31 protein-coding genes, 1 tRNA gene and 1 pseudogene are annotated in these 24,355 nt (G+C 40.9%); 17 read left to right on the top strand and 16 right to left on the bottom strand.

Going from position 1 to position 24,355, the window contains the following annotated elements:
- From H6G18_RS25360 to H6G18_RS20655, 4 genes are all read right to left on the bottom strand, one after another.
- Positions 1-68 (bottom strand): transposase-like zinc-binding domain-containing protein (locus tag H6G18_RS25360; protein ID WP_449224089.1); only part of this gene is annotated, 68 nt, incomplete at its 3' end.
- A gap of 103 nt (positions 69-171) precedes the next feature.
- Entirely contained in the window at positions 172-474 is a 303-nt protein-coding gene (locus H6G18_RS20665; protein ID WP_190408975.1) for a TMEM165/GDT1 family protein, read from the bottom strand.
- A 28-nt stretch (positions 475-502) separates the two neighbouring features.
- Positions 503-931, bottom strand: a complete 429-nt coding sequence (locus H6G18_RS20660; protein ID WP_190408974.1) for a TMEM165/GDT1 family protein — start codon at positions 929-931, stop codon at positions 503-505.
- A gap of 94 nt (positions 932-1,025) precedes the next feature.
- The gene (locus tag H6G18_RS20655; RefSeq protein ID WP_190408973.1) at positions 1,026-1,376 is read right to left on the bottom strand and encodes a YkgJ family cysteine cluster protein; all 351 of its coding nucleotides are present in this window, start codon (positions 1,374-1,376) and stop codon (positions 1,026-1,028) included.
- Positions 1,377-1,502: 126 nt separating this feature from the next.
- On the opposite strand from H6G18_RS20655, the gene psb30 reads away from it, so the two are divergent.
- A complete protein-coding gene (gene psb30 / locus H6G18_RS20650) occupies positions 1,503-1,625 on the top strand; it encodes a photosystem II reaction center protein Ycf12/Psb30 (protein ID WP_190408972.1) in 123 nt (40 codons plus the stop codon).
- A 43-nt stretch (positions 1,626-1,668) separates the two neighbouring features.
- Here the strand turns inward: psb30 and H6G18_RS20645 are convergent, their stop codons facing one another.
- The 5 genes from H6G18_RS20645 to H6G18_RS20625 all read right to left on the bottom strand — a co-directional run bounded on the left by H6G18_RS20645 (position 1,669) and on the right by H6G18_RS20625 (position 6,440).
- Complete coding sequence (locus H6G18_RS20645) at positions 1,669-3,807, bottom strand: single-stranded-DNA-specific exonuclease RecJ (RefSeq protein WP_190408971.1); 2,139 nt, start codon at positions 3,805-3,807, stop codon at positions 1,669-1,671.
- Between the two features lie 95 nt (positions 3,808-3,902).
- Entirely contained in the window at positions 3,903-4,193 is a 291-nt protein-coding gene (locus tag H6G18_RS20640; protein ID WP_190408970.1) for an antibiotic biosynthesis monooxygenase family protein, read from the bottom strand.
- 10 nt (positions 4,194-4,203) lie between these two features.
- Complete coding sequence (locus H6G18_RS20635; protein WP_190408969.1) at positions 4,204-4,629, bottom strand: hypothetical protein; 426 nt, start codon at positions 4,627-4,629, stop codon at positions 4,204-4,206.
- A gap of 77 nt (positions 4,630-4,706) precedes the next feature.
- Positions 4,707-5,201, bottom strand: coding sequence for an ureidoglycolate lyase (locus tag H6G18_RS20630; protein ID WP_190408968.1), 495 nt, complete (start codon positions 5,199-5,201; stop codon positions 4,707-4,709).
- A 183-nt stretch (positions 5,202-5,384) separates the two neighbouring features.
- The gene (locus H6G18_RS20625) at positions 5,385-6,440 is read right to left on the bottom strand and encodes a hemerythrin domain-containing protein (protein ID WP_190408967.1); all 1,056 of its coding nucleotides are present in this window, start codon (positions 6,438-6,440) and stop codon (positions 5,385-5,387) included.
- Between the two features lie 260 nt (positions 6,441-6,700).
- Here H6G18_RS20625 and H6G18_RS20620 point away from each other — a divergent pair, with 260 nt between their 5' ends.
- The 4 genes and pseudogenes from H6G18_RS20620 (at position 6,701) to H6G18_RS20605 (ending at position 8,724) form a co-directional block, all read left to right on the top strand.
- Positions 6,701-7,447, top strand: a complete 747-nt coding sequence (locus tag H6G18_RS20620; protein WP_190408966.1) for an LmeA family phospholipid-binding protein — start codon at positions 6,701-6,703, stop codon at positions 7,445-7,447.
- 11 nt (positions 7,448-7,458) lie between these two features.
- Positions 7,459-8,019: a DUF2231 domain-containing protein gene (locus H6G18_RS20615; protein WP_190408965.1), complete on the top strand. Its 561-nt coding sequence runs from the start codon at positions 7,459-7,461 to the stop codon at positions 8,017-8,019.
- A 143-nt stretch (positions 8,020-8,162) separates the two neighbouring features.
- Positions 8,163-8,519: pseudogene (locus H6G18_RS20610) on the top strand (ribosomal maturation YjgA family protein).
- A complete protein-coding gene (locus H6G18_RS20605) occupies positions 8,497-8,724 on the top strand; it encodes a DUF167 domain-containing protein (RefSeq protein ID WP_190408964.1) in 228 nt (75 codons plus the stop codon). Before H6G18_RS20610 ends, H6G18_RS20605 begins: the two are co-directional and overlap by 23 nt.
- Positions 8,725-8,782: 58 nt before the next feature.
- Here the strand turns inward: H6G18_RS20605 and H6G18_RS20600 are convergent, their stop codons facing one another.
- On the bottom strand, positions 8,783-9,415 hold the full coding sequence (locus H6G18_RS20600; RefSeq protein ID WP_190408963.1) for a glutathione S-transferase family protein: 633 nt from the start codon (positions 9,413-9,415) through the stop codon (positions 8,783-8,785).
- A gap of 203 nt (positions 9,416-9,618) precedes the next feature.
- Between H6G18_RS20600 and H6G18_RS20595 the strand changes: the two genes are divergently transcribed.
- The 9 genes from H6G18_RS20595 (at position 9,619) to H6G18_RS20555 (ending at position 17,270) form a co-directional block, all read left to right on the top strand.
- The gene (locus H6G18_RS20595) at positions 9,619-10,320 is read left to right on the top strand and encodes an SOS response-associated peptidase (RefSeq protein WP_190408962.1); all 702 of its coding nucleotides are present in this window, start codon (positions 9,619-9,621) and stop codon (positions 10,318-10,320) included.
- A gap of 81 nt (positions 10,321-10,401) precedes the next feature.
- Positions 10,402-10,923, top strand: a complete 522-nt coding sequence (locus tag H6G18_RS20590) for a photosystem I assembly protein Ycf3 (RefSeq protein WP_190408961.1) — start codon at positions 10,402-10,404, stop codon at positions 10,921-10,923.
- Between the two features lie 195 nt (positions 10,924-11,118).
- On the top strand, positions 11,119-11,409 hold the full coding sequence (gene gatC, locus H6G18_RS20585) for an Asp-tRNA(Asn)/Glu-tRNA(Gln) amidotransferase subunit GatC (protein WP_190408960.1): 291 nt from the start codon (positions 11,119-11,121) through the stop codon (positions 11,407-11,409).
- Positions 11,410-11,450: 41 nt separating this feature from the next.
- Positions 11,451-12,419 (top strand): glutathione S-transferase family protein, encoded by a 969-nt coding sequence (locus H6G18_RS20580; RefSeq protein WP_190408959.1) that lies wholly within the window; start codon positions 11,451-11,453, stop codon positions 12,417-12,419.
- A gap of 59 nt (positions 12,420-12,478) precedes the next feature.
- The gene (locus tag H6G18_RS20575; RefSeq protein WP_190408958.1) at positions 12,479-12,682 is read left to right on the top strand and encodes a ChaB family protein; all 204 of its coding nucleotides are present in this window, start codon (positions 12,479-12,481) and stop codon (positions 12,680-12,682) included.
- A gap of 576 nt (positions 12,683-13,258) precedes the next feature.
- A complete protein-coding gene (gene pgl / locus H6G18_RS20570; RefSeq protein WP_190408957.1) occupies positions 13,259-13,981 on the top strand; it encodes a 6-phosphogluconolactonase in 723 nt (240 codons plus the stop codon).
- 290 nt (positions 13,982-14,271) lie between these two features.
- On the top strand, positions 14,272-15,123 hold the full coding sequence (locus H6G18_RS20565) for an FHA domain-containing protein (protein WP_190408956.1): 852 nt from the start codon (positions 14,272-14,274) through the stop codon (positions 15,121-15,123).
- A 92-nt stretch (positions 15,124-15,215) separates the two neighbouring features.
- Positions 15,216-15,959 carry a M50 family metallopeptidase gene (locus H6G18_RS20560; RefSeq protein ID WP_190408955.1) on the top strand — a complete coding sequence of 248 codons (744 nt, stop codon included), beginning with the start codon at positions 15,216-15,218 and terminating at the stop codon, positions 15,957-15,959.
- Positions 15,960-16,124: 165 nt separating this feature from the next.
- Positions 16,125-17,270, top strand: a complete 1,146-nt coding sequence (locus H6G18_RS20555) for a SpoIID/LytB domain-containing protein (protein WP_190408954.1) — start codon at positions 16,125-16,127, stop codon at positions 17,268-17,270.
- Between the two features lie 96 nt (positions 17,271-17,366).
- Here H6G18_RS20555 and H6G18_RS20550 read toward each other — a convergent pair whose 3' ends face one another.
- A complete protein-coding gene (locus tag H6G18_RS20550) occupies positions 17,367-18,662 on the bottom strand; it encodes a hypothetical protein (protein ID WP_190408953.1) in 1,296 nt (431 codons plus the stop codon).
- Between the two features lie 313 nt (positions 18,663-18,975).
- On the opposite strand from H6G18_RS20550, the gene H6G18_RS20545 reads away from it, so the two are divergent.
- A complete protein-coding gene (locus tag H6G18_RS20545; protein WP_190408952.1) occupies positions 18,976-19,455 on the top strand; it encodes a hypothetical protein in 480 nt (159 codons plus the stop codon).
- Positions 19,456-19,625: 170 nt separating this feature from the next.
- On the opposite strand, the gene H6G18_RS20540 is transcribed toward H6G18_RS20545, so the two are convergent.
- Positions 19,626-19,697: transfer RNA gene (locus H6G18_RS20540), tRNA-Gln, on the bottom strand.
- Positions 19,698-19,788: 91 nt separating this feature from the next.
- Positions 19,789-20,496: a diacylglycerol/polyprenol kinase family protein gene (locus tag H6G18_RS20535; protein WP_190408951.1), complete on the bottom strand. Its 708-nt coding sequence runs from the start codon at positions 20,494-20,496 to the stop codon at positions 19,789-19,791.
- A gap of 62 nt (positions 20,497-20,558) precedes the next feature.
- Between H6G18_RS20535 and yidD the strand changes: the two genes are divergently transcribed.
- Positions 20,559-20,855 carry a membrane protein insertion efficiency factor YidD gene (gene yidD, locus H6G18_RS20530; protein WP_190408950.1) on the top strand — a complete coding sequence of 99 codons (297 nt, stop codon included), beginning with the start codon at positions 20,559-20,561 and terminating at the stop codon, positions 20,853-20,855.
- Positions 20,856-20,877: 22 nt separating this feature from the next.
- Here yidD and H6G18_RS20525 read toward each other — a convergent pair whose 3' ends face one another.
- From H6G18_RS20525 to psbQ, 3 genes are all read right to left on the bottom strand, one after another.
- Positions 20,878-21,726, bottom strand: a complete 849-nt coding sequence (locus tag H6G18_RS20525; protein ID WP_190408949.1) for an alpha/beta fold hydrolase — start codon at positions 21,724-21,726, stop codon at positions 20,878-20,880.
- A 147-nt stretch (positions 21,727-21,873) separates the two neighbouring features.
- Entirely contained in the window at positions 21,874-22,956 is a 1,083-nt protein-coding gene (locus tag H6G18_RS20520) for an NAD(P)/FAD-dependent oxidoreductase (protein WP_190408948.1), read from the bottom strand.
- Positions 22,957-23,087: 131 nt separating this feature from the next.
- Positions 23,088-23,591: a photosystem II protein PsbQ gene (gene psbQ, locus H6G18_RS20515; protein WP_390825527.1), complete on the bottom strand. Its 504-nt coding sequence runs from the start codon at positions 23,589-23,591 to the stop codon at positions 23,088-23,090.
- 331 nt (positions 23,592-23,922) lie between these two features.
- Here psbQ and H6G18_RS20510 point away from each other — a divergent pair, with 331 nt between their 5' ends.
- Entirely contained in the window at positions 23,923-24,351 is a 429-nt protein-coding gene (locus tag H6G18_RS20510) for a hypothetical protein (RefSeq protein ID WP_190408947.1), read from the top strand.
- The last annotated feature ends 4 nt before the right edge of the window (positions 24,352-24,355 follow it).

Genomic DNA, 24,355 nt, shown 5'->3' with positions numbered 1-24,355 from the left:
TAGTTTTGTTTACCTCTTTGCTTGCCATTCTTCCGGATATGATGGGAATTACAACGCGGACATTCCATGAAGATTCACCCTAATTCATATTCTCATTATGCAACGCCCTAACCCCTAGTCCCTTGAACCGCAGAGACACAAAGAAAAATCTGTTTTTTATGGCAAAACCGATTATGGAGTTTGTTCTAAATCTGATGTTTCTTCATTATTAAACAACAACAGACGTGCAGCCAAAATAGCAAATCCTACAGCAGCGATCGCTTTTAATATTCGTGTAGGTAATAATTCTGATACGGCTCCTCCTGCTAATGCACCCAATAAGCTAGTTAATAGGAGTGCGCCCGCAGTGCCAAAAAATACCGCTTTTACTGACTGACCACGACCAGAAAGGGCGATCGCTGCTAATTGACTTTTGTCGCCTAATTCTGACAAGAAAACTGTAATAAAACTCAGACCTAAAAGATGCCAATCCATAATATTTGGGAGTGAGGGATATTATTAACTAACCGTGAAATACATCCCAAAACAGAGTTAGGGAAATGAACAGCAGCATTACTCCTGCTGATTTGTCTAAAATTTTGGGACTGAAGCGCGTAGAGACCCAACTACCTAAAAGTACCCCTAATAAACTAGTAGTAATTAATGCTGCTCCGGAACCTAGAAAAACTACCCAAGGTAAATGAGACTCTGCACTCATTAGTAAGGTTGATAACTGGGTTTTATCGCCAATTTCTGCCAGAAAGATAGTCACAAAGGTAGTGGCGAAGACAGCAACAACTGATTCCTGTTTTTTAGGAATCTCGGTAACTACAGGCTGGACTGGCTCAAGAATTGCAGTAGTTATATGGGATTGGTGGCTTTGTTGTAGTTCTGGCTGGTTTACAGTCTCAGTTACGCCAGAAAGGGTGACAGGTGCAGAGTCAAGTTTCACAGGCAGTAGTTCTGTTACTAAATGGTTTTCATATTTTTCTCATTTTCTCAGATTATTGTAATAAATTGCAACTGTGTAACACAAAATGCAACGATTAAATTCCGACGGCTTTGTCAAAACGCAGCATTTCTAGACTTCTATCACCATAAACCCCTTCAATTTGCTGGCGACAGCAATCAATAGCAAAATCATTCAATTCTTCTGTCTCGATACCATACATATCTTGAAATATCTCTGGTTCTACACGGCAGAACCGGGGACGATTTGAGTAGATACGACATTCTCTTGTTGTATGGTCAAAGTTAATGCACCATCCACCTTCACCCACCATACTGAAGTAGAGTTCTAGTTCTTCTGGTGTAAGATAATCTTCTATCTCTGGACGCTCTGCTGGATCAAGATTACAGCAAGCTCCGCATTGTTTGACGCATTGCCAATTTGCCATTTTATGTTGTTTCCTATACTTTTGTTAAGTAAATTAAATATCACTGGCGATCGCCAGATATGATCTAATACGGGTTTTGCAAATGCAACTGAGTAATTCTAAGACAATTGGGAGGAATAGAGACAAATGTTTGAAGCTTTAGCCAACGTCAATTGGGAAGTTATTTTCCAGCTAACTTTTGTTGCATTAATCATCCTTGCTGGGCCTGCTGTGATTTTTGTTCTGGCTTTCCGCAACGGCAACCTTTAATACTGCTGAGTACTGAGTGCTGAGTGGTTAGGAAATTCAGGACTCAGGACTCAGAACTTAGGGCTAATAATGCTTGCATCGCAGCTTGAATAATGGAATCATACACAGGTAAAGAAAGGTCAATTTCTAGGGCATCTTCACGACTAGTACCTAGTAAACCGATTGTACGTCCTGGCTGCATTACTAAAACTTTGCCATCTGGATTTTTAATTCTCAATTCCTTTCCAGAATTATTTGGATAAACCCCACAAGTATATTGACGCTGATTGTACTTAAAGGTGGTTCTCAAGGGTTTGGGTGAAGTTATATGGAACAGTTGTAGATTGGATGGCTCCGAAAATTGTTCCTGTGCTAGTCTTGCACCCAACAATTCCAACTCCAGACTAGGATTGCCATTAAAGTGATTTTCGCGCAATTTATAAGCAATATCTAATCTTGGTGGTAGAGGAAAATAATCACGCCAACGCCAAGCGATCGCCTTAAATTGATATTGTTGACCATCAATAGTTTGACTGAGTGTGGTTTTGATATGACCTTTACCAATGGTTTGCTGTTCCACAACTTGTACATTAGATGTCCAAAAAATCGGATCGGGATTATCGATACCGCAAGGATGGAGAGAGTTTAGTTGTTGATACAGTTCTTGATTGATTTGATGAAAATTAGCTTGAGCATCAATTTTTAGTAATGGTTTGAGATGCTGTAGTTCTAAACATTGGTTAGCAAACTCACACAGACGCGATCGCAACCCTGGCAAGTTTGCAGATGGAAAGGAAAATCCACCGGCTGCTTTGTGACCGCCATATTTACCCAGTAAATCATGACAATATTCTAAAGCTGCAAAAATGTTAAATTCAGGGATTCCCCTGGCTGAACCACGTATGAGTTCTTCATCTTCATAAGTGCCGATAAATACCGGTACACCGTAACGTTCTACCAAACGAGAAGCGACAATACCAATTACACCATGATGCCAATCTGATTGAATCACAACCAATACCCGGTCTTGTTGTAAAGTTGAGACAAATTGTGATTCTACATAGGCGATCGCTTCTTGTTCGATTTGTTCGCACATTTGCTGACGACTGGTGTTAGCCTGTTCGCATTGCATCGCTCTCTCCAACGCCATCCCCTCATCATCCGTTGTCAGTAATTCGATTACCGTTAGGGGGTCACCAATTCGTCCAACTGCATTGATCCTCGGCCCCAAGCGAAAGCCAATATCTTCTGGCTTCAGGGATTTAGGATGAACCCTTAGTTTTCCCTCCCCTGCTCCCCCTGCTCCCCCTGCTCCCTTCTTCCCCTGCTCTCTCGCTTCCGTGGCTTGCACTCCCGCAACTTGAATTAACGCTTGCACTCCAGGTAATTGGGACTTTGGTAGTAGCTTCAAACCGCGCTTTACCCAACGACGGTTGACACCAGTTAAGGGAGCTAAATCTGCGATCGTTCCCAAGGTGAACAGTGCTAACATCGGCTGAATTAAGCCTTTGGTTTTCTCTAGTTTTTGCGCCAGAGATACTGCCAAAATATAAGCAACACCCACACCAGCCACACCCCGATATGGCGAAGATTCTGCGATGAGTTTCGGGTTGAGGATTGCGTCAGCTGGCGGTAGTTTTTGGGGGATGTCATGATGGTCGGTGATAATGACACTCAAACCCAGTTCTTTGGCTCTAGCAATTGGTTCATAGGCAGAAATACCATTATCAACAGTGAGAATTAATCTGACACCTTCACTGTGAAATTCTTCCACAATTCGCTTGTTGATACCATAACCCTCGTGCATCCGACTGGGAATAGCATAATCCACCTGAGCGCCTAAACTGCGGAGACTACGCAAAAGTAGAGCCGTGCTAGTCATTCCATCCGCATCATAATCACCACAGATGGCTATTTTACTTTGGGAGGCGATCGCCTCTTGTAATAACTCCACACTCATCGCCAAATCTGGAAATTCGGCTAACGGCGAAGGTAAGTTTAAGGATTCTGGCTCTAAAAATGCTTGTGCTTGTTCTGGTGTTTCGATACCGCGATTAATCAACAACTGAGCCACAATAGGCGAGAGATTTGTTGTAATTGCCAGTTTTTGAGCTAATTCTGCTTTTTGTAAGTGAATTTGCCAACGCTGATTAGGTAAGCGCTGACGAGGTTTTGATAGTTCTGGAGCAATTCGGTCTAGCATTGAGCTATTAAATCAGGTATCAACACACAAAAGGGTGAAGCATCATATTATCTCCACCCCTTTGTTTGCTGAAAAAATCTTACTAAACGTTTACTTTAAACAATTGGTGAAAAATGTTCAACTATGGGAAATGGTTCGTAAAAATGATGGAGGAGTCGTTTCCATTCTTGATATTCAGCAGAACTCCTAAATCCGACTGTATGCGCCTCTAAAGTTTCCCATTGCACCAGCAATAAATATTTCCCTTTTACCTCTAGACAGCGATGCAGTTCATGGCAAATATAACCATTCATTGAGGTAATGATATTTGAGGCTTGCTGGAAAGCAATTTCAAAATCTGGCTCTGTACCACTTTTGACACTGAGCATTGCTGCTTCCAAAATCATAACTTCAGTTTTAAAATATGTTTATTCGTCCATCATTGAGTATATAGAGAGAGCGATCGCCTGGATAGCGCCAAGTAGGACGAAACTCTACACGTAGCGTAGCAAAATTAGGTTTAGAAACAACAGCTTGTAGTGGCGCTCCAGTATTATCCCAAAAAACCAGAGATAGATTAGGTTGTGAACCTTCTTGTTGTGTAAATTGTAGTTTTTGTTGGGGTTGCAGACGAATAGGACGAGTACCTTGGATTCTTTCCAATTCTACTAAGTTTTTCGTATTATTTATGACTTCCAATTTTATACCTTGTCCTGGCGTAAACTGGAGTGGTCGTGATCCGCAATTAGAAGCACAAGTTCCTGCTAATGCGGTACTTTGATGATTTATGGATGTAACTAAAATAGTAGCTGAAATTAAAGCAAAAGGAAATTTTTTAAACATACTATTCAGGATATATACGTATGGAAATAGTAGCCTATTGCAGCACTATTTAACCTCAGCAAATATCCAGAATTTAGCTAAACCATCTCAAACTCTAATTGATGACTTTTGAGAAAATCATGAGTGAAATGATCCACCACATTAGTATCAGCAAGTTCTAAATTGTAAAAATCTACAACTTCATGTTCAAAATATGGACCAGCGTGCCAAGTTCCCTGATTTAATTTAATAAAACAGTTCCCTGGAATGCGGAAAGCAGCAATTTCCTCTAAGACTGGTGTATCTAAATCATTGTGAGGAGGACAAACTGCAATTAACCAATCCTTACCTTCTAGGGAACCTAAACATTGAGTACATTGCAAATGGCGAGTAATTTTATGAAACTTATGCCCACGCTTTTGCAGTTGCATAATATAAAAGCGGGGTATGCCATTTTGCAGATATAATTGAGCATCTTCCGCATCAAAAGCTTTACCATCTGAACTAGGAAAAATTACCTGTCCATAAAGCCGGAAGTTTTCTGGTGTGATCCACTCTGCTGCCAATTCTTGAACGATTTGTGATGTACTCATAAGAAATTACAAATAGAAAAATATTTATTATCTGGGTTTCCAGGTTTTTATCTGTGACGTTATTTTTGCAAATTAGTATAACAAAGCAGCCCGTCCACTCCATCAAATAAGGAGTGAACGGGCAACAAAAATCAACTTTTAAAGAAAGATGGGTATTTTACCCGCCCTTAATTTAAAGCAATATTAAACACCTGCACCGGTAGCTTGGCTACCTAATCTTTGTTGAATTTTGTTTTTAGCGGCTTTGAATTGTGTAGCTAATTGCTCGGTTTGATCACTGCTGAGGTTGTTACGAATAGCCGCAAACATTGTGCTTTCTTCTTGGCGGACGTGATCCATGACGATATCAGCCAACTGTCTGACTCTATCTTTAAATTCAGGGGTAGAGGGGTTAAGAGCCTTAATTTGCTCCAACATCCGCTTCATTTCAGCTTGTTCGTCGTACAGTTCTTGAGTATCACCTTCACCGTAGAAAGAACGAATCCTGGGGTAAAGTACTTCTTCTTCAGCTTCAGCGTGAGCAGTTAAATCCTTGTAGATTTGACCAAAGTACTCTTGGATTTTTTGAGGATTGTTGCTTTGTTGTAGTTCGGTGAACAAGATATTTACTTTGTTGTGATCCATGCGAAGCACATCTTGGATATTCATATCCTGCTTGTCAGAACCTTGGGTAACAGCACTACCTACTGCACCACTAAAGGCGGCGATCGCATCTTGAACTCTTGACCAAATACCTTGGTCTGCATCTTGTCCAGTAAGTTCACGCACACCCAAAATTTCCAAAATACCTTTGAGTTGTTCTTGATGAGCGCGGTTCTCGAAGTTAACGGTATTTAAAGGCCCGATAGCAGCCATCACATCCGCGCCTACCTTTTGTGCTGCTTTATGAACCAACAAACCACTCATTACTTGTTGGTGTTTTAGCAACTCATGCTGAGATACTTTTTCGTAGAAACTTAGTTCGGAACCTTGCATCAATTGGCGAATTGTATCAACCATTTCGCGGACTGTTTGTCTTGGTTCTTTCTGTACACCATATTGAACCATGACAGTTTCTAAGATGCCCAAATTTTTCCGGTCATCTTCCAGGAAATCGCGGATGCGATTAGAAATTTCCCCATCAGTTGATTCTCTTAAAAACCTTTCTTCATTTTCAATAAGCAACTGTTGAATTATTTTTGCATCTGCTAACTTTACAGCAATAGCATTACGTTTTGCATCATCTAAAGTTGATACCATCTTGAAGTTCTCCTCTAAAAAGTAATCGGATTCTGAACTAATATCAGGTTGACATAATTCTTTGTGGTCTTTCCTCCTTCTTTTGAGCGATTATCCGGGTAACTCAGGATAGAACATAAATATTTTTTCTTCAGAAGAATATACTTCTACTTTTAGGCAGAGAATCATTCAGTATTTACTCAATCTCTAGATAGATAAAATTTTTATTTTAGTTGTTTAAATTGACTCAAAGATATTTAATTTTAGGAGATTACATAATAATGCCGGACTCCACCGGATTAGGAGAAGAAGCGCTGAATAAAGCGGCAGAAATTGGTTTATCTAGCCAGTTAGATGAAGTGGAAAATTTAAATGTAGATATCAAAACTGATCCACTGAAACTAGTCCAAGGACAGGTGGATACAGTAAAAATTTATGGCGAAGGTTTGGTAATGCAGGAAGACCTCCGCGTAGAAAAAATGAAAATGCAAGTTAATAGGGTTGCAATTAATCCCTTAAGTGCAGCTTTTGGCAACATTGAACTAACCAAACCTACAAGTGGTAGTGCGTGGGTTATTTTAACTGAATCAGATATTAACCGCGCTTTCAATTCGGAATTTATCATATCTAAAATTCAAAGCCAAAAAATACATATTAATGGGCAATTAAAAACAGTTAAACCTCAACAAATAGACTTTCGCTTACTTAGTGAAGATAAAATTTCACTGAATGCCAAAATATTGTTAGTAGAAAATAGCGAAACTTACCAAATTTCTTTCACTGCCATACCGCGTGTTAGCACTAATGGTACAACTATAATTCTGGAAAATGTCAACTATAGCGAAGGAAAAGAAATTTCACCAGAATTAACAAAAGCATTAGTAGAACAAACTAGCGAAATTTTGAATTTAAGTAACTTCGATTTAGAAGGAATGAGTTTGCGAGTTAAGCAATTGCAAGTAGAAACAGGCAAACTCACACTACAAGCAGAAGCTTATGTAGAACAAATACCCTCAGCAAAAAACTAGGATACTTAACTATGGAAACAACAGAAACAACTTCCTCTGCTTCTTCCGCATCTTCACCATTTCCTAATATTCCACCAGTTATTGAAACAGACGATCGCGAATATCGTGATACAGGTGTGCCAAGTACAGTAGCGATCGCCGGACACCCCTTACACCCCCTGAGTGTTATTTTTCCTATAGCTTTCTTAGCAGCCGCTTTAGGTAGCGACTTCGGCTACTGGTTAACACGCGATTTTTTCTGGGCTAGGGCTTCTATTTGGTTAATTGGACTAGGTTTAGGAGGAGGTGTCATCGCCGCAGCCATAGGCTTAAGCGATTTCTTAAAAATTGAACGTGTCCGCAAGCGTAACGCTGGTTGGGTGCATCTGATCCTCAATGTGTCGATTCTAGTTTTGACACTAGTAAACTTCCTTCTCCGCTTAGGCGACGCTGAAGCCAGAATAGTACCTTGGGGACTGTTAATTTCTTTAGTTGTCGGTACTTTAACTAGCATTTCTGGCTGGTTTGGTGCAGAACTTTCCTATCGCCACAAAATAGGTGTGGTAGGCGCTGGTAGCAGAAGATATCCATAAATAAGCAGTAAAGAAAAATACAACCTCCACTCTTTTAATTTAGAGAGGCTAAAATCTTGCTTGTATAGTCTTTAGCTTGAAAAATAAATCCTCAACGCACCTAAAGAAGAACCATCATCCTGCCTCTGCTCATCGTCATAGCGATGGGCTTTTTGTGTAATTATTACAATAGTCCTGCTTATCAGTGGTTCAATAACTATTGAGAAGCTACATTTTACGAAATATTTTGGTGTTTATTTGCATTTTTATTTTTGAGAAGATCCGCATTTATCAAACAAATTCCCATTTGGGTTTTTGTAATAACCTGCTTCATAGAATTCCTTCAACTTTGGCATCCGCCACTATTAAATGAAATTCGCGCTACATTGATAGGTAAACTACTACTTGGTACTACCTTTGCTTGGTGGGATTTTCCTCATTATTTTTTGGGTTTTATTCTCGTCTGGTTGTGGCTTAAACAACTAAAAAAGTTAAGTTATGCAAAAAAAGGTGAAAGTTAAACCTAATTCAAAACAACAAAAAATTGCAGAACAAGATGATGGTAGCTTAACTGTACACTTAAAATCTCCACCAGTAGATGGTAAAGCTAATGAAGAGTTAATCAAACTTCTAGCTGAAAAATTTGATGTGCCAAAATCTCATATCAGAATTAAGTCTGGTTTATCTTCCAGACAGAAGTTAATTGAGATTAACACGGAGATTTAGTGAAAAAAGGAGTTAAAGACTAGAGGCTAGTTGTATTCTCTGAGTTAACTTGAGTGAATCATAAGTCATAGCATAATTGTGGTTCATGGGTGATACTGATGTATCCGGGTTGCGCTTGAACTCGTTCTATCCAAGCTTGAATGGCAGGAAATTTTCTTAAATCAAACCCACCTTCATCAGCAACATGGGTATAAGCAAATAAAGCAATATCAGCAATTGTGTAACGCTCACCCACAAAAAAACTATGGTATCTCAAATGACTTTCCATCACTTTTAGGGCTGCGTACCCAGGTTCACGTTTTTGTTCTAAGGCTGCATGATATTCTTCAACTTTACCTAAAATAGAAATCCAAAATCGAGATGTGGCAATATAAGGCTCATGGCTATATTGTTCAAAAAATAACCATTGCATTACCTGAGCTTTTAGATAGCGATCGTATGGTAAAAATTCTGTATATTCACTCAGGTAAAGTAATATAGCATTTGATTCGGCTAAATACTTCCCGCGTTCAATTTCTAAAACTGGTATTCTACCGTTAAGATTTTTACTTAAAAATTCTGGAGTACGGCTCTCTCCCTTTAAAATATTCACTTCTGTTCGTTCAAATGGTACACCCATTTGTGTTAATAAAAGTCGGACTTTATAACCATTCCCTGAAGGTAAAAAATCATACAAATGTAAGTTTTCCATGTACAAATTATGATGCAGAATATGTTGTCAATTTAAGGTCTAAAATACAATATCTTACAAAAAAAATTTTAAAGAACAGGATAATTCTTTTATTTACTATCTTTATATATTTAGTTATTAATTATCCGAAAAAATAAAAATAATAGGATTAATTAATTCTGAATTAAAATGTTTTCTTTGATGCAATAGTATAAAATAAAAATATGTGTGGAAGATTTACTTTAACCCAGTCAGCAGAAGCACTAGCCGAGTTTTTTCATGTCCAGCAGCTTCTGGATTTAGAAGCGCAATATAACATTGCACCTACGCAAACTGTAGTGACATTGTTACATAATCCCGAAAACAACAAACGTGAATTGCGAAAATTACATTGGGGTTTGATACCTTCGTGGGCTAAAGATCGGGCGATCGCCTCGAAGTTAATCAACGCCAGAGCCGAGACTGTTGCGGAAAAACCCTCTTTTCGTTCAGCGTTTAAGCAGCGTCGCTGTTTAGTAGTGGCTGATGGTTTTTATGAATGGCAAAAACAGAAAAGTAAAAAACAACCGTTTTATTTTCGCCTCCAAGACGGGCAACCCTTTGGCTTTGCTGGGTTATGGGAGAAATGGAAAGCACCTGGTAGTGAAGAAATCACCTCTTGTACAATTGTAACAACAGTAGCCAACGAACTACTCCAACCAATTCATGACCGAATGCCAGTAATTCTTGCTCCCCAAGATTACGATTTGTGGCTAGATCCCCAAGAGCAAAAGCTTCAAGCCTTACAACACTTATTATCTCCCTATCCAGCCGCAGCAATGACCTCTTACCCAGTGAGCATCCTAGTCAATAGCCCAAAACACAACAGCCCAGAATGTATTATCCCCGTTAACGAACAGAATAGCCCCCCAAATCAGTTAAATTAGCTATTGAGTCTAATAGGTAGGGGACTAGGGAAAAATTATTACTTAGCACTCCCCAAATAGCTACACAACCATAGAAAAAATATGCCAAGAACACAAAAGAACGATAACTTTATTGACAAATCCTTTACCGTGATGGCAGATATCATTCTTAAAATACTGCCAACTAATAAAAAAGCTAAAGAAGCATTTGTTTATTACCGAGATGGGATGTCAGCGCAAGCAGAAGGCGAATATGCCGAAGCCCTAGAATATTACGAAGAAGCCCTGACACTAGAAGAGGACACCAACGATCGCGGTTATATTCTCTACAACATGGGGCTAATTTATGCCAGCAATGGCGACCACGAAAAAGCCCTAGAACTCTACCACCAAGCCATTGAACTTAATCCCCGACTACCTCAAGCTTTAAACAACATCGCTGTGATTTACCACTACCAAGGTGAAAAAGCCAAAGAAACTGGAGATCACGACGGTGGTGAAGCACTGTTTGACCAAGCCGCAGACTACTGGGTTCGTGCCATTCGCATGGCTCCCAATAACTACATTGAAGCTCAAAACTGGCTAAAAACCACCGGAAGGATGCAAATTGACGTATTCTTTTAGTCAATAGTCCACAGTCCATAGTCCATAGTTAGTAGGCAGAGTTTCTCGCCTGCTAGTACTGCCATGAATTGGAAATTCAAAATAAATACAGTCTCAGCATTTCGTTGATTTGGAATTGATGTTTTATTTGCGTCGTGTTGTACTAGTTATTTAACTAATGACTATTGACTATTAACAACTAACAAATAACAAAATATGATTGACCGCGAACAAGTCCGTAAAGTAGCCCTGCTTGCCCGTTTAGAACTGACTCCAGAAGAAGAAGAACAATTTACCACCCAGCTAGGAAGTATTTTGGATTATGTCGAGCAACTGAATGAATTGGATGTTAATGATGTAATTCCCACAACACGGGCAATTGATGTCAGCAACGTCACCAGAGAAGATAACCTACAACCCTGTGCTGATAGGGAAGCTATCCTAAGCAGTGCGCCTGATCAAGAAGGCGAATTTTTCAAAGTACCAAAAATTCTCAATGCTGAATAGTCAACAGCATAAACTAATGATAACTGACTAAGGAGCAAACTATGGGTTTGGGAATTCTCAAAGATGGTCGGTGGGTATCTGAACGGGATCAGGAAGATTCTCAGGGCAAATTTATTCGTCCTTCTACTACATTTCGTAACCAGATTACAGCCGATGGTTCCAGTGGATTTCAAGCTGAATCTGGTCGTTATCATTTGTATATTTCCTGGGCTTGTCCTTGGGCGTGCCGCACGGCAATTCTCCGCCAATTGAAGGGACTAGAAAATGTGATTGGACTATCAGTATTAGCCCCAGAGATTGATCAAAATAGTTGGGAATTTAGTGATGAGCCAGGGTGTATTCCTGATACCGTTAATGGCGCTCAGTACCTTTGGCAAATTTATCTTAAAGCTGATGCTAATTACAATGGACGGGTAACAGTCCCAGTTTTATGGGATAAACAAACCCAAACTATTGTTAATAATGAGTCTCGAGAAATCATCCGAATGTTGGATACAGAATTTGAGTCTTTAGCTACAAAAGATATCAATTTTTATCCTCAACATTTACAAAAGAAAATTAACGAGACCATAGACGCAATTTATCAACCTATAAATAACGGTGTTTATCGCGCCGGCTTTGCAACATCTCAGTCAGCCTACAATGAAGCAGTAACAGAATTATTTGCTACCCTTGATTATTGGGAAAATATATTAGGCAAGCAACGCTATCTTTGTGGAGAGCAAATTACTGAAGCTGATTGGTGTATGTTTACTACGCTATTTCGCTTCGATGCAGTTTATTACGTACATTTCAAATGTAACTTACGCCGAATTGTCGAATATCCCAATCTCTGGAATTACCTCAAAGAACTTTATCAATTTCCAGGAGTAAGAGAAACCTGTAATCTTGACCACATTAAACGACATTATTACAGAAGCCATCCCAAAGTTAACCCCACCCGCATTGTGCCGAAAGGCCCTGTGATTGATTTTGATGCACCACACAACCGCGATAGAATATTTACATAGAGGATTGCCACGAGAAACACAACAACTCTCTTTAATTAACCACTAAAAGAGTTGAAATTATGCCTTATCAGCACATTGATGACTTACCAGATTCAGTAAGGGAACATTTACCCAAGCACGCCCAAGAAATTTTTCGGGCAGCATTTAATAATTCTGAAAAAGAATATAGCGAAGAAGAAAGCGCTTTTCGCGTTGCGTGGAGTGCTGTTAAGCGGGATTATGAAAAGGACGATAGTGGACATTGGCAAAAAAAGCTAGAATAACCGTGCTTTTGTAGAGAAGAGTTTTCACCTGTGAGCAAAATTTGGGATTTTCTTGATGAAGTTATTACTTTAGTTAGAAGCCAGGGTACTTAGTAAACGTTATTTTGCTTACTAGCAGTAGTAGTAATTCACTTTGTTGGGGACTCTCAAACCACGAGGTAATAATCTGGAAATTTCAGACTTATTCGCTGAACGTTCGGGAGATTCCCAATTTACTTAGTTCTGCAAAAGAAATTATTCAGTATTCCTCATCATTCTTGCTGCGAACGATGATGAGGATTACATATCTGACTAAAAAGTTTAATAATAAACATTGATTTAAAAGCTACTTCATGCAGTAGAAGATTATTCCCAGTACCTAGTTCGCAGTTACCCGTCTCTTTTTCTTCCAGCAGCAGAGTCTTCAATGGTTAGTACAACTGACTACTGACAACCAACTATAGAAAGTGATAAGGATAAATCATATTGACTTATATCCACCTAATTGCTGATGTTAAGAGTTTCAAAAGTTAAAAAGGGGGGTTGTCATAAGTTGGGTATTGTATTGCTGGAAGCAGGTAATGTGATCATGAAGCCATGAAAAGAACGGTTGAAGTCTTACCGGATCAAACAGCGTTAATCGCGCGATCGCTCGATTTGATCCTCACCAAGTTAGATACTGCCATTAAACAGCAAGGGCGATTTACCATTGCTTTGTCCGGCGGTAGCACACCAAAGCCGTTGTATGAAGCGATCGCCAATCAAAAATTACCTTGGGATAAAATTCATGTTTTCTGGGGAGATGAACGTTATGTCCCAGCAGATCATCCCGATAGTAATGAACTAATGGCGCGTCGTGCGTGGCTAGATCGCGTTGATATCCCAAGAGCGAACATTCACGCCGTCCCCACCTTAGATAATAATCCGGCTTTGTCAGCCGCTAACTACGAACAGCACCTGCAAGCATTTTTCAACTCTGCACCCGGAGAGTTTCCCGCCTTGGATGTAGTATTGCTAGGAATGGGTGATGATGCCCATACCGCATCTTTGTTTCCCCACACAGAAGCTTTACAAGTCCGCGATCGCTTAATTACCGTGGGTAACAAAGACGGTAACCCCCGTATAACCTTCACATACCCATTCATTAACGCTGCTCGCAGTGTGATTTTTGTGGTTGCAGGTGCTAACAAACGCCCAGCCCTTGCTCAAGTCTTCGCGCCAAGTGCAGATGACTTAGCTTATCCATCCCGCTTAATCCAGCCCCAAGGTGAACTTTTGTGGCTACTGGATGCAGCCGCAGGTGCGGAACTCACGGTTTGATTTTCCCATCACGAGTAATTGTTAAAATCGGAAGCTAGAGTCACCCCCTTGCCGCATTTCTCATGAAGACAAGCCTAACCTTTGGGTATCTCACCCAAGCAAGACTTACCGATGAAAATGAAAAATCTAGGTTTTGGGTAGGAAATATTGGGGTGTGGGGGTGTAGGTATTTAATACCCTCATACTCTTACACCCTCAAAAAGCCAAGACTCTCGTCACGTAAGTCCGGCCAAGGTTAGTTTGCTTGTTAGCACTATATTTAGGATGCTCTTGAACAAAGGCTTAAATCAATGATCGTCTGCCCAAATTGCAATCACCCCAATCCAGACGGCGCTGTCCAATGTGAAGCTTGCTACACGCCGTTACCCGCTACTAGCAATTGTCCCAATTGTGGCGCAACTGTACAGTCTGATGCCGCTTTCTGTGGTCAGTGTGGCTTTAACCTACATTCAGTTGCTGCACCTGCTGCTACTGTCGCCCCTGATGTTCCAGTAGAAGTACCACCTCTAGTTAATCCCGATCCCCTTTTAGAATTGTTACAACCTAATGCCTTAGGCATTGACCCTGTGGCTGAGAATCCAGCTACTCCTTCACCCTTACCGCCAACAGCTGTAGCCGCACCTCCAGTAGTCGTGGAAGTTACACCTGCTGCACCACCACCAACAGTTGCAGCCGAACCTGTAGCGGCTGAAGCAAGTATTCCCACTCCCCCACCCGAACCCATAGCACCACCAGAACCAGTTCCAGCAGTAGAACCCCTACCACCAGCACCTGTCGCCGCACCCTCATCTCCCGCTAGAACACAATTACAGCAGATTACGGCGCGGTTAGTTCATGTTCAAAGTGATCAGGAAATAGAATTACCTCCCAGCTTGTCTGTGGTTCATATTGGGAAACCTAACGATCGCATTCCTCCAGATGTCGATGTTTCGGGCTTTAGCAACTCCGAGATTGTTTCAAGGGTACACGCCGATATTCGCATTGAGGGCGACGCGCACTATATAGAAGATGTGGGCAGTTCCAACGGTACTTACATTAACAATTTACCCCTACCACCAGGCAACAGACACCGCCTCAGACCAGGCGATCGCATCAGTCTAGGTAAAGGCGATTTAGTCACATTTCTCTTTAAATTGGCTTAATTAAAGAGTAGGGGTGTAAGGGTTTAGGTGTTTAAAGCCCTACACCCTTACATTTAAATAACAGTACAAAATAGTAATAATTACGAATTAACATGAGCCAGCCAGGGAAAGAATTTGAAACCTTACTTCACCAAGAAGCACCAGCAGAAGTGGAACGTATGGGGCTAACTTGGTTAGTAGGAGCCGCGATCGCTACAGCAGTACTGTGGCAATTCCCAGGAGGAGATTATATTTTATACCCTTTTACTATCCTAGCTACTTGGTTCCATGAAATGGGTCATGGCTTGATGGCCTTACTTTTGGGTGGTCAGTTTCTCAAATTACAAATTTTTGGTAATGGTTCCGGTGTAGCAACCTATGCCATTAGTACATCATTAGGCCCTATAGGGCCGGGTTTAGTAGCCGCAGCAGGGCCGATGGGACCACCTCTTGCTGGTGCAGCTTTGATTTTAGCTTCTCGTAGTTTTATCGCCGCCTCCCTTAGTCTGAAAATACTAGGGAGTTTTTTATTAATTTCTACATTAATTTGGGTGCGTTCTGCGTTTGGATTGGTGGCAATTCCCTTGTTAGGTCTAATTATCTTGGGGATTTCCCTGAAAGCTCCCCGATGGATGCAGGGATTCGCCATTCAATTTTTAGGTGTACAAGCCTGTATCAGTACCTACCATCAATTAAATTATCTATTTAGTTATTCTGCCGGTCCTTTAGGATTATCAGATACAGCCCAGATGCAAAGATATTTATTATTACCCTATTGGTTTTGGGGTGGATTGATGGCGATCGCATCTTTAATTATTCTCATCCAAAGCCTCCGCGTTGCCTATCGTTCAGTTTAGTCAGTAGTTATTCTCACCAATTCATCCTGATCTCACACCCCACAAAATACATTGCATAATTGTGAGGAAGTGGCAACCTCTTACTTGAGAAAATTGTCTTATCTTAAGTTGTGGGCGATATAGTCCAGAACTGCTAACAGATACTAATGTGACTAGATGATCAGTATGAAATTTCAACTGTTGTTAGGCTCTTTATTTTCCCAGATTAAAGTCCGTCATTGGTGGCTAGGTATCGTATTGTGGATAGTTATGGTCGCTCCTGCTCAAGCCTCAGTTATCCTACGTGTGGCAATTGAGAGAGGAGTCAATCAAGCTAAAGTTGGCAGTTCCACAACGGCAATTGTCAAAGATAGCACAGGGCGTACTTTGGGACAATTGCCAGCGATGAGTTCCTTCTATGCTCAAGCCGTTCCTGGAGGAGTAGCTTTAGATAAATGGCAATCTGGTTTATTTTGGATTGAACCCTCAGATAAAGGATTCGTTTATATAGGCGATCGCTGGTTTCGTGGCAGAACTCTAGTTGTACCCACAGAAAAAGGTATAGATGTCGTTAACTGGATAGATTTAGAAGAATATCTCTACAGTGTCGTAGGTGGAGAAATGAGTTCTAGCTGGCCTGAGGAAGCCCTAAAAGCGCAAGCGATCGCCGCCCGTACCTATGCCCTATACAAGCGAGAACAACAGCGTAGTAACCCTGTTTACGATTTAGGTGATAGCCCAGATCGCTGGCAAATTTATAAAGGAGTCAGTAGTGAATCTTCTGCAACTTACTCCGCCGTTGATGGTACAGCCGGGCAAGTCTTAACTTATAAAAATAATCTCATTCTTTCGGTCTTCCACGCTTGTTCTGGAGGACACACAGAAAACGTAGAAGATGTTTGGAGTAATCCCCTTCCTTACCTACGTGCTGTTCAAGACTACGACCAAAACATTAAAGAATGTAATTGGCAAAGAACCTTTACCCCGGCAGAAATCAGCGCCAGAATTTCTGGTATCGGTAATATCAGAGAAATAGTTCCCGAATCTTTCTCTCCATTCCGCAGTGTGAAAGCTTTAAGAGTCGTTGGAGATAAAGGTACAAAAGTCCTGCGGGGCGAAGAAGTGCGTACTGCTCTCAAACTCAGAAGTACTCGCTTTAACGTCACCAGAGGAGCAAATGGTACCTTTACCCTCCAAGGCTTGGGCTTTGGTCATGGTTTAGGTATGAGTCAATGGGGAGCCTATAATTTAGCTCTACGTGGCGCTAACCATCTACAAATACTAGGACATTACTATCGCGGTGTCGCCCTTACACCCATTAAGGCGAAGTAATTAAGGAGTGAGGGAGTGCTGAATCAGAATTTCTCCCTCATCTCTCCCTACTTTTTGAGAGTTAGTTAATTTTGAATTTTGAATTTTGAATTGATATTACTCCCCACTCTCCAACCTTCTTCGCCATTCAGCCTCAATTTGATCAGATCGCTCAACTTCTTGGTCAAGTAGGTCAGTTTCCGTGGAGTAAACTAAATCTTCAGTACCAATAACTTTCTCTTGGGCAAACTGACTAGCGTAATCGATTTTTTGTTGTAAAGCTGCGTCGGGACTTGCTAATAGTCTGGCACGAGCTAGGCGATCGCGGTTACGTGCAGCAATTTTCTGATTACGCCACTTAATCCATAAATAACGGACTAAAGGAACGCCCAAAAAACCTATTCCATAAGCCAACAACACCCAATAAATTCCCTGAACAAAAGCGACTAAGCCACCTAACTCAGCAGCAACTGTACCATCTGCCAATAAACCACCTAATACCAAAGCCGCTACTAAATTGACTATACCCAAACCTGCACTGAGCATAACTTGCCCAGAACTAGCCGCACTAAAATGCCAGAGAAATTCTTCTAAATAAACCGCCAGTGGTTGCTGACGTTTTTTACTTGCTCTTACCTGCAACTCTGGGAAGTAATAAACAATTTGTCCTTCAGAACTTACGCTTGGTTGTCCGTTGAACCGCAACAGCACAGGCAACATATAATCTTCGTACTCTTGCTGATACACTTCACCTATATCATCCAAGTATGGGGCAATTTGTTCTGCTGCCACTGCACCACGGTTACTACGAATTACACTAGCAATTTCTTGCCAACGGCGTTCTTCTAAATTGGCATTAGGATTACCATCGCCAAACAAAAAAGAAAACACAGCCTCAAAGAAATTTAGATCACTACTTTCCTGCCTACTACGTCGTCGTTCTTGTGAAGAATAGCCATAGTTGGGGCTGAAATACCAAAATAAATCAGGGAAGTAGAAAAAGCCCCAACTACCACTAGAACCACTATTGCGATTGTCATTATCACTATTTGAGTTCATCGCTGTGATAATCATGATGATGGCAATAGTAATCAGAGCAATGGAAGCGACTAGAAAAATTCCAAATGAGATGCGAATCAGGTAAAACAGAATTCCCCATATTTTCTGCCACCATTCTTGCAATCGTAATTTTAGGTATTTATTCCGTAAAATATCTCGAAAATTCCGAGGAAACAGGTAAACAATATCACCCGTTTCTGCTACCTGCAAATGTCCACCTGCATCGCTAGCTAGGGCTAACAAGCCTTGTCCAGCCTCCGCTAAATTTAATCCAGCCTGAGTTGCCACATCACCAATGGTGACACGATAGCCCAGTTTTTCCACAGCCTGCATAATAATGGGATTGGGAGCCATTGCTCTCCCCTCCTATTGAAACTTTTCTCCTTTACTTAAGTATAAAGTTGGATTCTCAAGTACTTGTCAACGAAGTGCTGAGTTCTTGATCTTAAGCAGAAAGTAAATAAATCATTACCTCTTAGATAACTCCAAAAAATAATTTATCCAATTTCTAGAATCAAAACGAATTTTCCTCTCCCTGATTTCCTGCTATAAAAGCGGTTGGGTATTTTTTTCACTTAAAAGTCTTTTATTACCTCTCAGTTTCCAATCACCAGTCCCCATTCCCTTTAATGTTAAAATATGCAGATTAGGCCTGGTTAATCACAATATGGTTCAGTACACATTAGCTCAAAGCCCAGAAATTATTCTCACCGTTCCTGGGAAAGATTCAGCCAAAGCCCGCGACAAAGCGATGGATCAGTTGGTGGAACTGATTGATGCTGGTAAGCTACCTACAGAACTTGAAGAAGGATTTGGGCCTCAACAGTTAATTGAAGTAAAAGAGCCACCTGCTGATGGTGTTAGTGCTGAAGATTCGATTACACAAGCTGTTCAAGTCTTGAGTAATTTAGCCACACTCAAATTAAAAGTACAGGAATCACGAACCGAAGCCTGGGAAATTCGTAAAGCTGTTGATGTTCTGTTTTCCGATGATTCAGTAACAGAAGAAGAAATTACTCGCCTCAAAGAAGGTTTTAAAGTCCTCAAAAATTTCGCTCAAGCAAATCTACGTTACCAAGAAGCAAGATCTAAAGCTGAACAAGCTAGACACGTTTTAGATCAGGCTTTAAAATCATCAGAGAAATAATTTAGTTACTACGCTACTCTTGTCTCTTACCACAGAATAAGCGACCCGAATTAGTTTTAATCACTGTCAGCTTTTTCTTAAAAATAAAGTTAGTATTGCTTTACCCAAGATTTGTTTAAGATAAAATAATACTAACTTATTAGCATAATGTGAATTATTTTTGGTAGAAACTGGGGCGCTAGGATTCGAACCTAGGGATGGCGGGACCAAAACCCGCTGCCTTACCACTTGGCTACGCCCCAACGTTTTTGACTTTATTAATATAGCAGTTTGTGTATGGGTGATGTCAAGTACTTTGAGAAAAAATTCTGGGATACTCACGTGACTGGATTTTTAGTGCAGTGGCCAGAACTGAATTAGCGTAAATGCTATAGCTGCACTACCTATAGGCACAGTCAAATTGTCAACACCCAAAAAAGAAAAAGCTTCCAAGCTAGTGGCGACAAAAGCAACTACCAGTGAGACAGCCCAAGTTTGCCAAACATTGCCGATGACACCCAGTAAAATTAAGCTACACACTAAATAACTAGCTAAAGCCATAGTTAAGGAGCCTTCCCAGCTTTTTTGCGCTCCTAAAAGTTTATACTTATGCTTACCAAATCGCTGTCCAATTAAAGCGGCTAATCCGTCACCCCAGGCCATTACCATCATACCGATCGCCGCATATTGTGGCTGTTGGATGTGCCAAAACCAAGCAACTAGAACGCCGACACTGACAGCATAAAAAAACGTCCCTAAGCTTTGTCGTCCCACACTATTGATACCAGGGAGAAGTGGGAAGATGTAAGACAACAGAGTAACGATACTTGCCACAATAGAAGCACCAATGCCCACACTAGCAGGAATATCTAACCACCAAGCTAGTAAAATGACATGGCCAGCGCCAATATGAACTATTTTTCGGACTATTTCTGAGTCACTAGTGGCAAAGCGATTTACCAATCCGGCGATCGCCAGAATGAAGAATACCCAAGCTGCAACAATAGTAATTTGCAGCCACAAAGGCGGAGTTGAGATTAATTCAGAAAATAGATTTAACAAAGATAATACAAGATAGAAATTTTTTACCTTTCTTACCAATTTATAAGATTTGGGTGACGCTCATGAAGCAAATATTGATTTGGTTGATTCAGGGATATAGGATGTTTATCTCACCACTATATCCCCCGACTTGTCGCTTTCAGCCCACTTGCTCAATGTATGCCATCCAAGCCATTGAAAGATTTGGCGTTTTACATGGTGGCTGGATGGCTATACGTCGCATCTTACGCTGTCATCCCTTTCATCCTGGTGGTTATGATCCTGTACCGGAGATAGGCGTTGTCGCAGCCTCTCGTAGAGATGGACTACGCCCGCCCGGAGGTCATCATTGTTGTGATCATGATGAAAGTAGGGAGTAGGAGAACAGTCAATAGTCAACAGTTAACCCTCAGCACGACGTAGAAAGGGGAGAAGGTCTTCTAAAATTGTTTTGTGGTAGTGTTCTTGTGGGTAGTGACCGACGTTGTTAAGTTTGACTAATTCGGCATTAGGTACGGTATCAGCAAACTGTTGTGCTACTTCTACGGGCAACCAAGGGTCTATCATTCCCCATTGTAGTAAAATTGGTTGTTGCCATTGTTTAAAGCCAGATTCAATTTCTGTCATGGCTTCAGGGAGTTGCAAATTGCGGATGGTAGTTAAAAGCGCCCTTCCTACGGCAGAGGTTTTCAAAAAAGGTTTGCGATAAACGTCTAAATCTTGGTCTTCAATGCGGTAACGACTACCACCTTCTAAAGTCCTGTCAATTAATAAGGGGTCTTGAGTCATCATGTCACCGATAAAAGGTAGACCCATTTGTTTAATTTTCCAAGGTAATTTGGCAGCAGTAGAAACTGGGGTATTTAAGATGGCTATGTTAGCAATTTGTTGGGGGTATTTTAAGGCATATTGTAGACCGACAGACCCTAAAAAACCTTGCACAACTAGAGAAAAACGTTCAATTTCTAATGCTTGAATAAATCCGGCTAATGCTGTGATGTATGCTTCTGTAGTGTAAGCAAACTCTTGTTTTTCAGGCTTGGACGAAAAGCCCGAACCAATCCAATCTGGAGCGATCGCTCGTGTTCCTTGACTAGCTAATGCTGGTAAGATATTTCGCCAACTATAACTTTGTGACGGTATACCGTGCAGTAACAACACAGGCAGTAAGTCACTCCTACCAATTGGTAGAGATTCCCGATAAAACCACTCTAAAGAATTTACTGTTATTTTATTTTCTGTTATCGACACGCTCTTTTCCTAAAAAGTTTTTCAAAATATTTGGTCATTAGTCAAAAATCAACAGTTCTCCTAATTCACATTAGGCGTGAATTAGGAATAATGACTTACCACTTATTACTCATTACTCATTACTCATTACTCCTAACTCATTACTCCCTATCTGAGAATCTTCTCACGAATTGCCTGAGCAGTTGCGGGTGCGAGTAAAACACCATTGCGATAGTGTCCAGTCGCCAACAGTAGATTACTAAACCCTGGTATTTCATCAATTACTGGTGCTGGGCGACCTTCAGGACGGGGGCGTAATCCTGACCAAGTGCGAATAATTTGGGCTGTTGCTAATTCTGGACAGAAAGCGATCGCTTGTTGTCTAACAGTTTCCAGTAGTTCGTGATTAGGTGGTATTTCATCGCCATTTGTGGGAAATTCCACTGTTGCACCTATCCAATAGTCGCCACCACCTACAGGGACTATATGCACGTCATTACCTGTAATCGCTGGCTGAAAGTCGGGATTTCCTAGCAAATGCCCTAAGCGTACTTGCAAAGCTTGTCCCAACACAGGACGAATATCTACTTTTTGGTTGAGTTGTGTTGTGATAGCTGTGGAACCCAACCCAGCCGAGATAATTATCCAGTCTGTGGTAATTTGACCTTCTGTTGTCTCGACTGATGTGCATTGAGTTGTTTGTGTGGTATTTACTCCCAACACTGTTACACCAAATCTGAAAGTTACTCCATTATGCTGGGCAGCTTCAACTAAAGCTAAAGTTAAGGCAGTCGGATCTAGTTGGCGGTCTTGTGGAGAGTAGACAGCGCCTGTAATTTGAGGATTTACAACTTGAGGACAGATATGTTTAAGTTTAGCTGTGTCCCAGATTTCTAATTGCCAACCTTGGGAGTGGCGAATGGCTGCTAACTTTTCCCAACCTTCTAACTTTTCTGCGTCTAAGCAAAGACTAAGAATACCTTGACGGTTAAAAGGAATTTTGCGCCCTGTGATAGCTTCGAGTTCAGGAATCAAAGTTTCATAGCGTTGAATGCTAGTTTGCCGCATCTGCCAAGCTTTACCCTTGATTTTTTGACTGATGATGCCTACTAAAACACCGAGTGCTGCACCTGTAGAAGCTTGTGCGGGTGGTTGTTTGTCAAAAACTGTGATTTTGATTCCGGGGACTTGGCTGAGTTCATAGGCGATCGCCGCCCCAACGACACCGCAACCAATAATCGCTACATTCATAAGTTTTGTTTACACAATGGGAGAGGTGAGGGAAGAATGAGGAATCAGGTTAGCGGAAAAAGAGGAAATTTCTCCCCCTACTTCCTAATCCCCTGCTTCTTTTCCTCCCTCATCTCTTATTTTCCCCTGTCTTAACCTGCCTCTGACTGACTGCTAGTGTCAGGTAGCAGTTGGATGAACTTATCAATATCTGCAACAGCAGCTTGATAATTACTTAAAGCAAGTGCAGAATTACCAGCACTAGCAGCCTGATCGATTTTCACTAGGTGACTGAGAAAATCTTTGTTGATTTGCCGTGCTGTGACTTGGTCTTTAGGTAGCAGGTTGGGTGTGATATAGGTCATAGTTAACCTGGCTTCCGTAATGGGGCCATGAATAAAATTACCTACATCAATCCATTCTTTTTTCAGGATCAAGTTTTTCAGTTCGTCCGCGCGATCGCGCACAACCTGAATATCTGGTGCGTATCCTTGAATTTTTTCCAGTTGTGCAGTTGTGTAGGTTGGTGGTGCAACTGCGGTAGTAGGACTGCTGCAACTAATGAGGAAAGTTGCTAATAATACCAGAAGTAATGAAATAATTGAGCGTTGACGCGCCATACACTGAAATTGGTTGGTTTCTTTTTGCCGATTCACAGTGTAATTTTAGATCGCAAAGGTAAGTTATCGTTCTTACTAATAAATGATTTTGCCGAAAATTTTTAATATGCTCACGTCATATTTTCTACAAAAGGTGCAGTATCAGCTTTTTTTGAGTATAATTACTCAATAGAATCTTATATAATCCCTGAACTAAGAATAAGCGGTTGCTGCTCAATTTACCTCACCACCATTATGAGGAAAGCCTGATAAAAAGTTGCTAAATTTCCAGGGTCTTGATAAGCTAAAAAACCAAGTATGATAAGCCTTCTGGCGGTTTTATTTTGTCACATTCCCCTAGACTGACAAAACAAAGGAGTGTTTTTTAGTGAACGCATCTGAACAGGCAACTAACCTTGAACTCGCCAGCAAGATTGCTACGGTAGTGAATTTATTCAAATTTGAGTTTCCTGATGCTAAATCAGATTTAAAACCTTGGAAGAATGATCCAGAAACTAGAGAGTTAGTTGATCCAGATTCTATTGACATTGGCTTTCATTTTCCTGGTGTCAGCAAATCTTGGCGTAGTCGTAGTGTTTTAATTCAAATCCGATTTTACCAAGACCCGATGACAAAGTTACGCCGGGCGATTGGTTTAGAAGTAGCGGGATTTGATCATCGGGGTGAGGTGTGGCGACTGTCTACAGTGGAAAATTGGAGTTTTGTGGGTGAATCTGCACCCTCTGTTGAGGTTGGTAATCAACTCAAACAAGTCTGCCGACATATTTTAGATGTGTTCAATCAAACTAGTAGTTAGGTAG

The organism is Anabaena subtropica FACHB-260 (assembly GCF_014697105.1).
GTDB lineage: Bacteria > Cyanobacteriota > Cyanobacteriia > Cyanobacteriales > Nostocaceae > Trichormus > Trichormus subtropicus.
The sequence above is the reverse complement of the archived record's forward strand: the minus strand, read 5'-3'. Positions and strand labels throughout refer to the sequence as shown.

Coding starts and splice junctions, on each gene's coding strand:
- H6G18_RS20605 (WP_190408964.1), top strand. CDS start 8,497: ATGCAAAAAAAGGTGAAAGTTAAACCTAATTCAAAACAACAAAAAATT.
- H6G18_RS20555 (WP_190408954.1), top strand. CDS start 16,125: ATGAAATTTCAACTGTTGTTAGGCTCTTTATTTTCCCAGATTAAAGTC.
- H6G18_RS20640 (WP_190408970.1), bottom strand. CDS start 4,193: ATGATTTTGGAAGCAGCAATGCTCAGTGTCAAAAGTGGTACAGAGCCA.
- H6G18_RS20615 (WP_190408965.1), top strand. CDS start 7,459: ATGGAAACAACAGAAACAACTTCCTCTGCTTCTTCCGCATCTTCACCA.
- H6G18_RS20545 (WP_190408952.1), top strand. CDS start 18,976: ATGGTTCAGTACACATTAGCTCAAAGCCCAGAAATTATTCTCACCGTT.
- H6G18_RS20590 (WP_190408961.1), top strand. CDS start 10,402: ATGCCAAGAACACAAAAGAACGATAACTTTATTGACAAATCCTTTACC.
- psb30 (WP_190408972.1), top strand. CDS start 1,503: ATGTTTGAAGCTTTAGCCAACGTCAATTGGGAAGTTATTTTCCAGCTA.
- H6G18_RS20630 (WP_190408968.1), bottom strand. CDS start 5,201: ATGAGTACATCACAAATCGTTCAAGAATTGGCAGCAGAGTGGATCACA.
- gatC (WP_190408960.1), top strand. CDS start 11,119: ATGATTGACCGCGAACAAGTCCGTAAAGTAGCCCTGCTTGCCCGTTTA.
- H6G18_RS20645 (WP_190408971.1), bottom strand. CDS start 3,807: ATGCTAGACCGAATTGCTCCAGAACTATCAAAACCTCGTCAGCGCTTA.
- pgl (WP_190408957.1), top strand. CDS start 13,259: ATGAAAAGAACGGTTGAAGTCTTACCGGATCAAACAGCGTTAATCGCG.
- H6G18_RS20620 (WP_190408966.1), top strand. CDS start 6,701: ATGCCGGACTCCACCGGATTAGGAGAAGAAGCGCTGAATAAAGCGGCA.
- H6G18_RS20580 (WP_190408959.1), top strand. CDS start 11,451: ATGGGTTTGGGAATTCTCAAAGATGGTCGGTGGGTATCTGAACGGGAT.
- H6G18_RS20550 (WP_190408953.1), bottom strand. CDS start 18,662: ATGGCTCCCAATCCCATTATTATGCAGGCTGTGGAAAAACTGGGCTAT.
- H6G18_RS20565 (WP_190408956.1), top strand. CDS start 14,272: ATGATCGTCTGCCCAAATTGCAATCACCCCAATCCAGACGGCGCTGTC.
- H6G18_RS20560 (WP_190408955.1), top strand. CDS start 15,216: ATGAGCCAGCCAGGGAAAGAATTTGAAACCTTACTTCACCAAGAAGCA.
- H6G18_RS20520 (WP_190408948.1), bottom strand. CDS start 22,956: ATGAATGTAGCGATTATTGGTTGCGGTGTCGTTGGGGCGGCGATCGCC.
- H6G18_RS20665 (WP_190408975.1), bottom strand. CDS start 474: ATGGATTGGCATCTTTTAGGTCTGAGTTTTATTACAGTTTTCTTGTCA.
- yidD (WP_190408950.1), top strand. CDS start 20,559: ATGAAGCAAATATTGATTTGGTTGATTCAGGGATATAGGATGTTTATC.
- H6G18_RS20635 (WP_190408969.1), bottom strand. CDS start 4,629: ATGTTTAAAAAATTTCCTTTTGCTTTAATTTCAGCTACTATTTTAGTT.
- H6G18_RS20655 (WP_190408973.1), bottom strand. CDS start 1,376: ATGGCAAATTGGCAATGCGTCAAACAATGCGGAGCTTGCTGTAATCTT.
- H6G18_RS20575 (WP_190408958.1), top strand. CDS start 12,479: ATGCCTTATCAGCACATTGATGACTTACCAGATTCAGTAAGGGAACAT.
- H6G18_RS20600 (WP_190408963.1), bottom strand. CDS start 9,415: ATGGAAAACTTACATTTGTATGATTTTTTACCTTCAGGGAATGGTTAT.
- H6G18_RS20595 (WP_190408962.1), top strand. CDS start 9,619: ATGTGTGGAAGATTTACTTTAACCCAGTCAGCAGAAGCACTAGCCGAG.
- H6G18_RS20625 (WP_190408967.1), bottom strand. CDS start 6,440: ATGGTATCAACTTTAGATGATGCAAAACGTAATGCTATTGCTGTAAAG.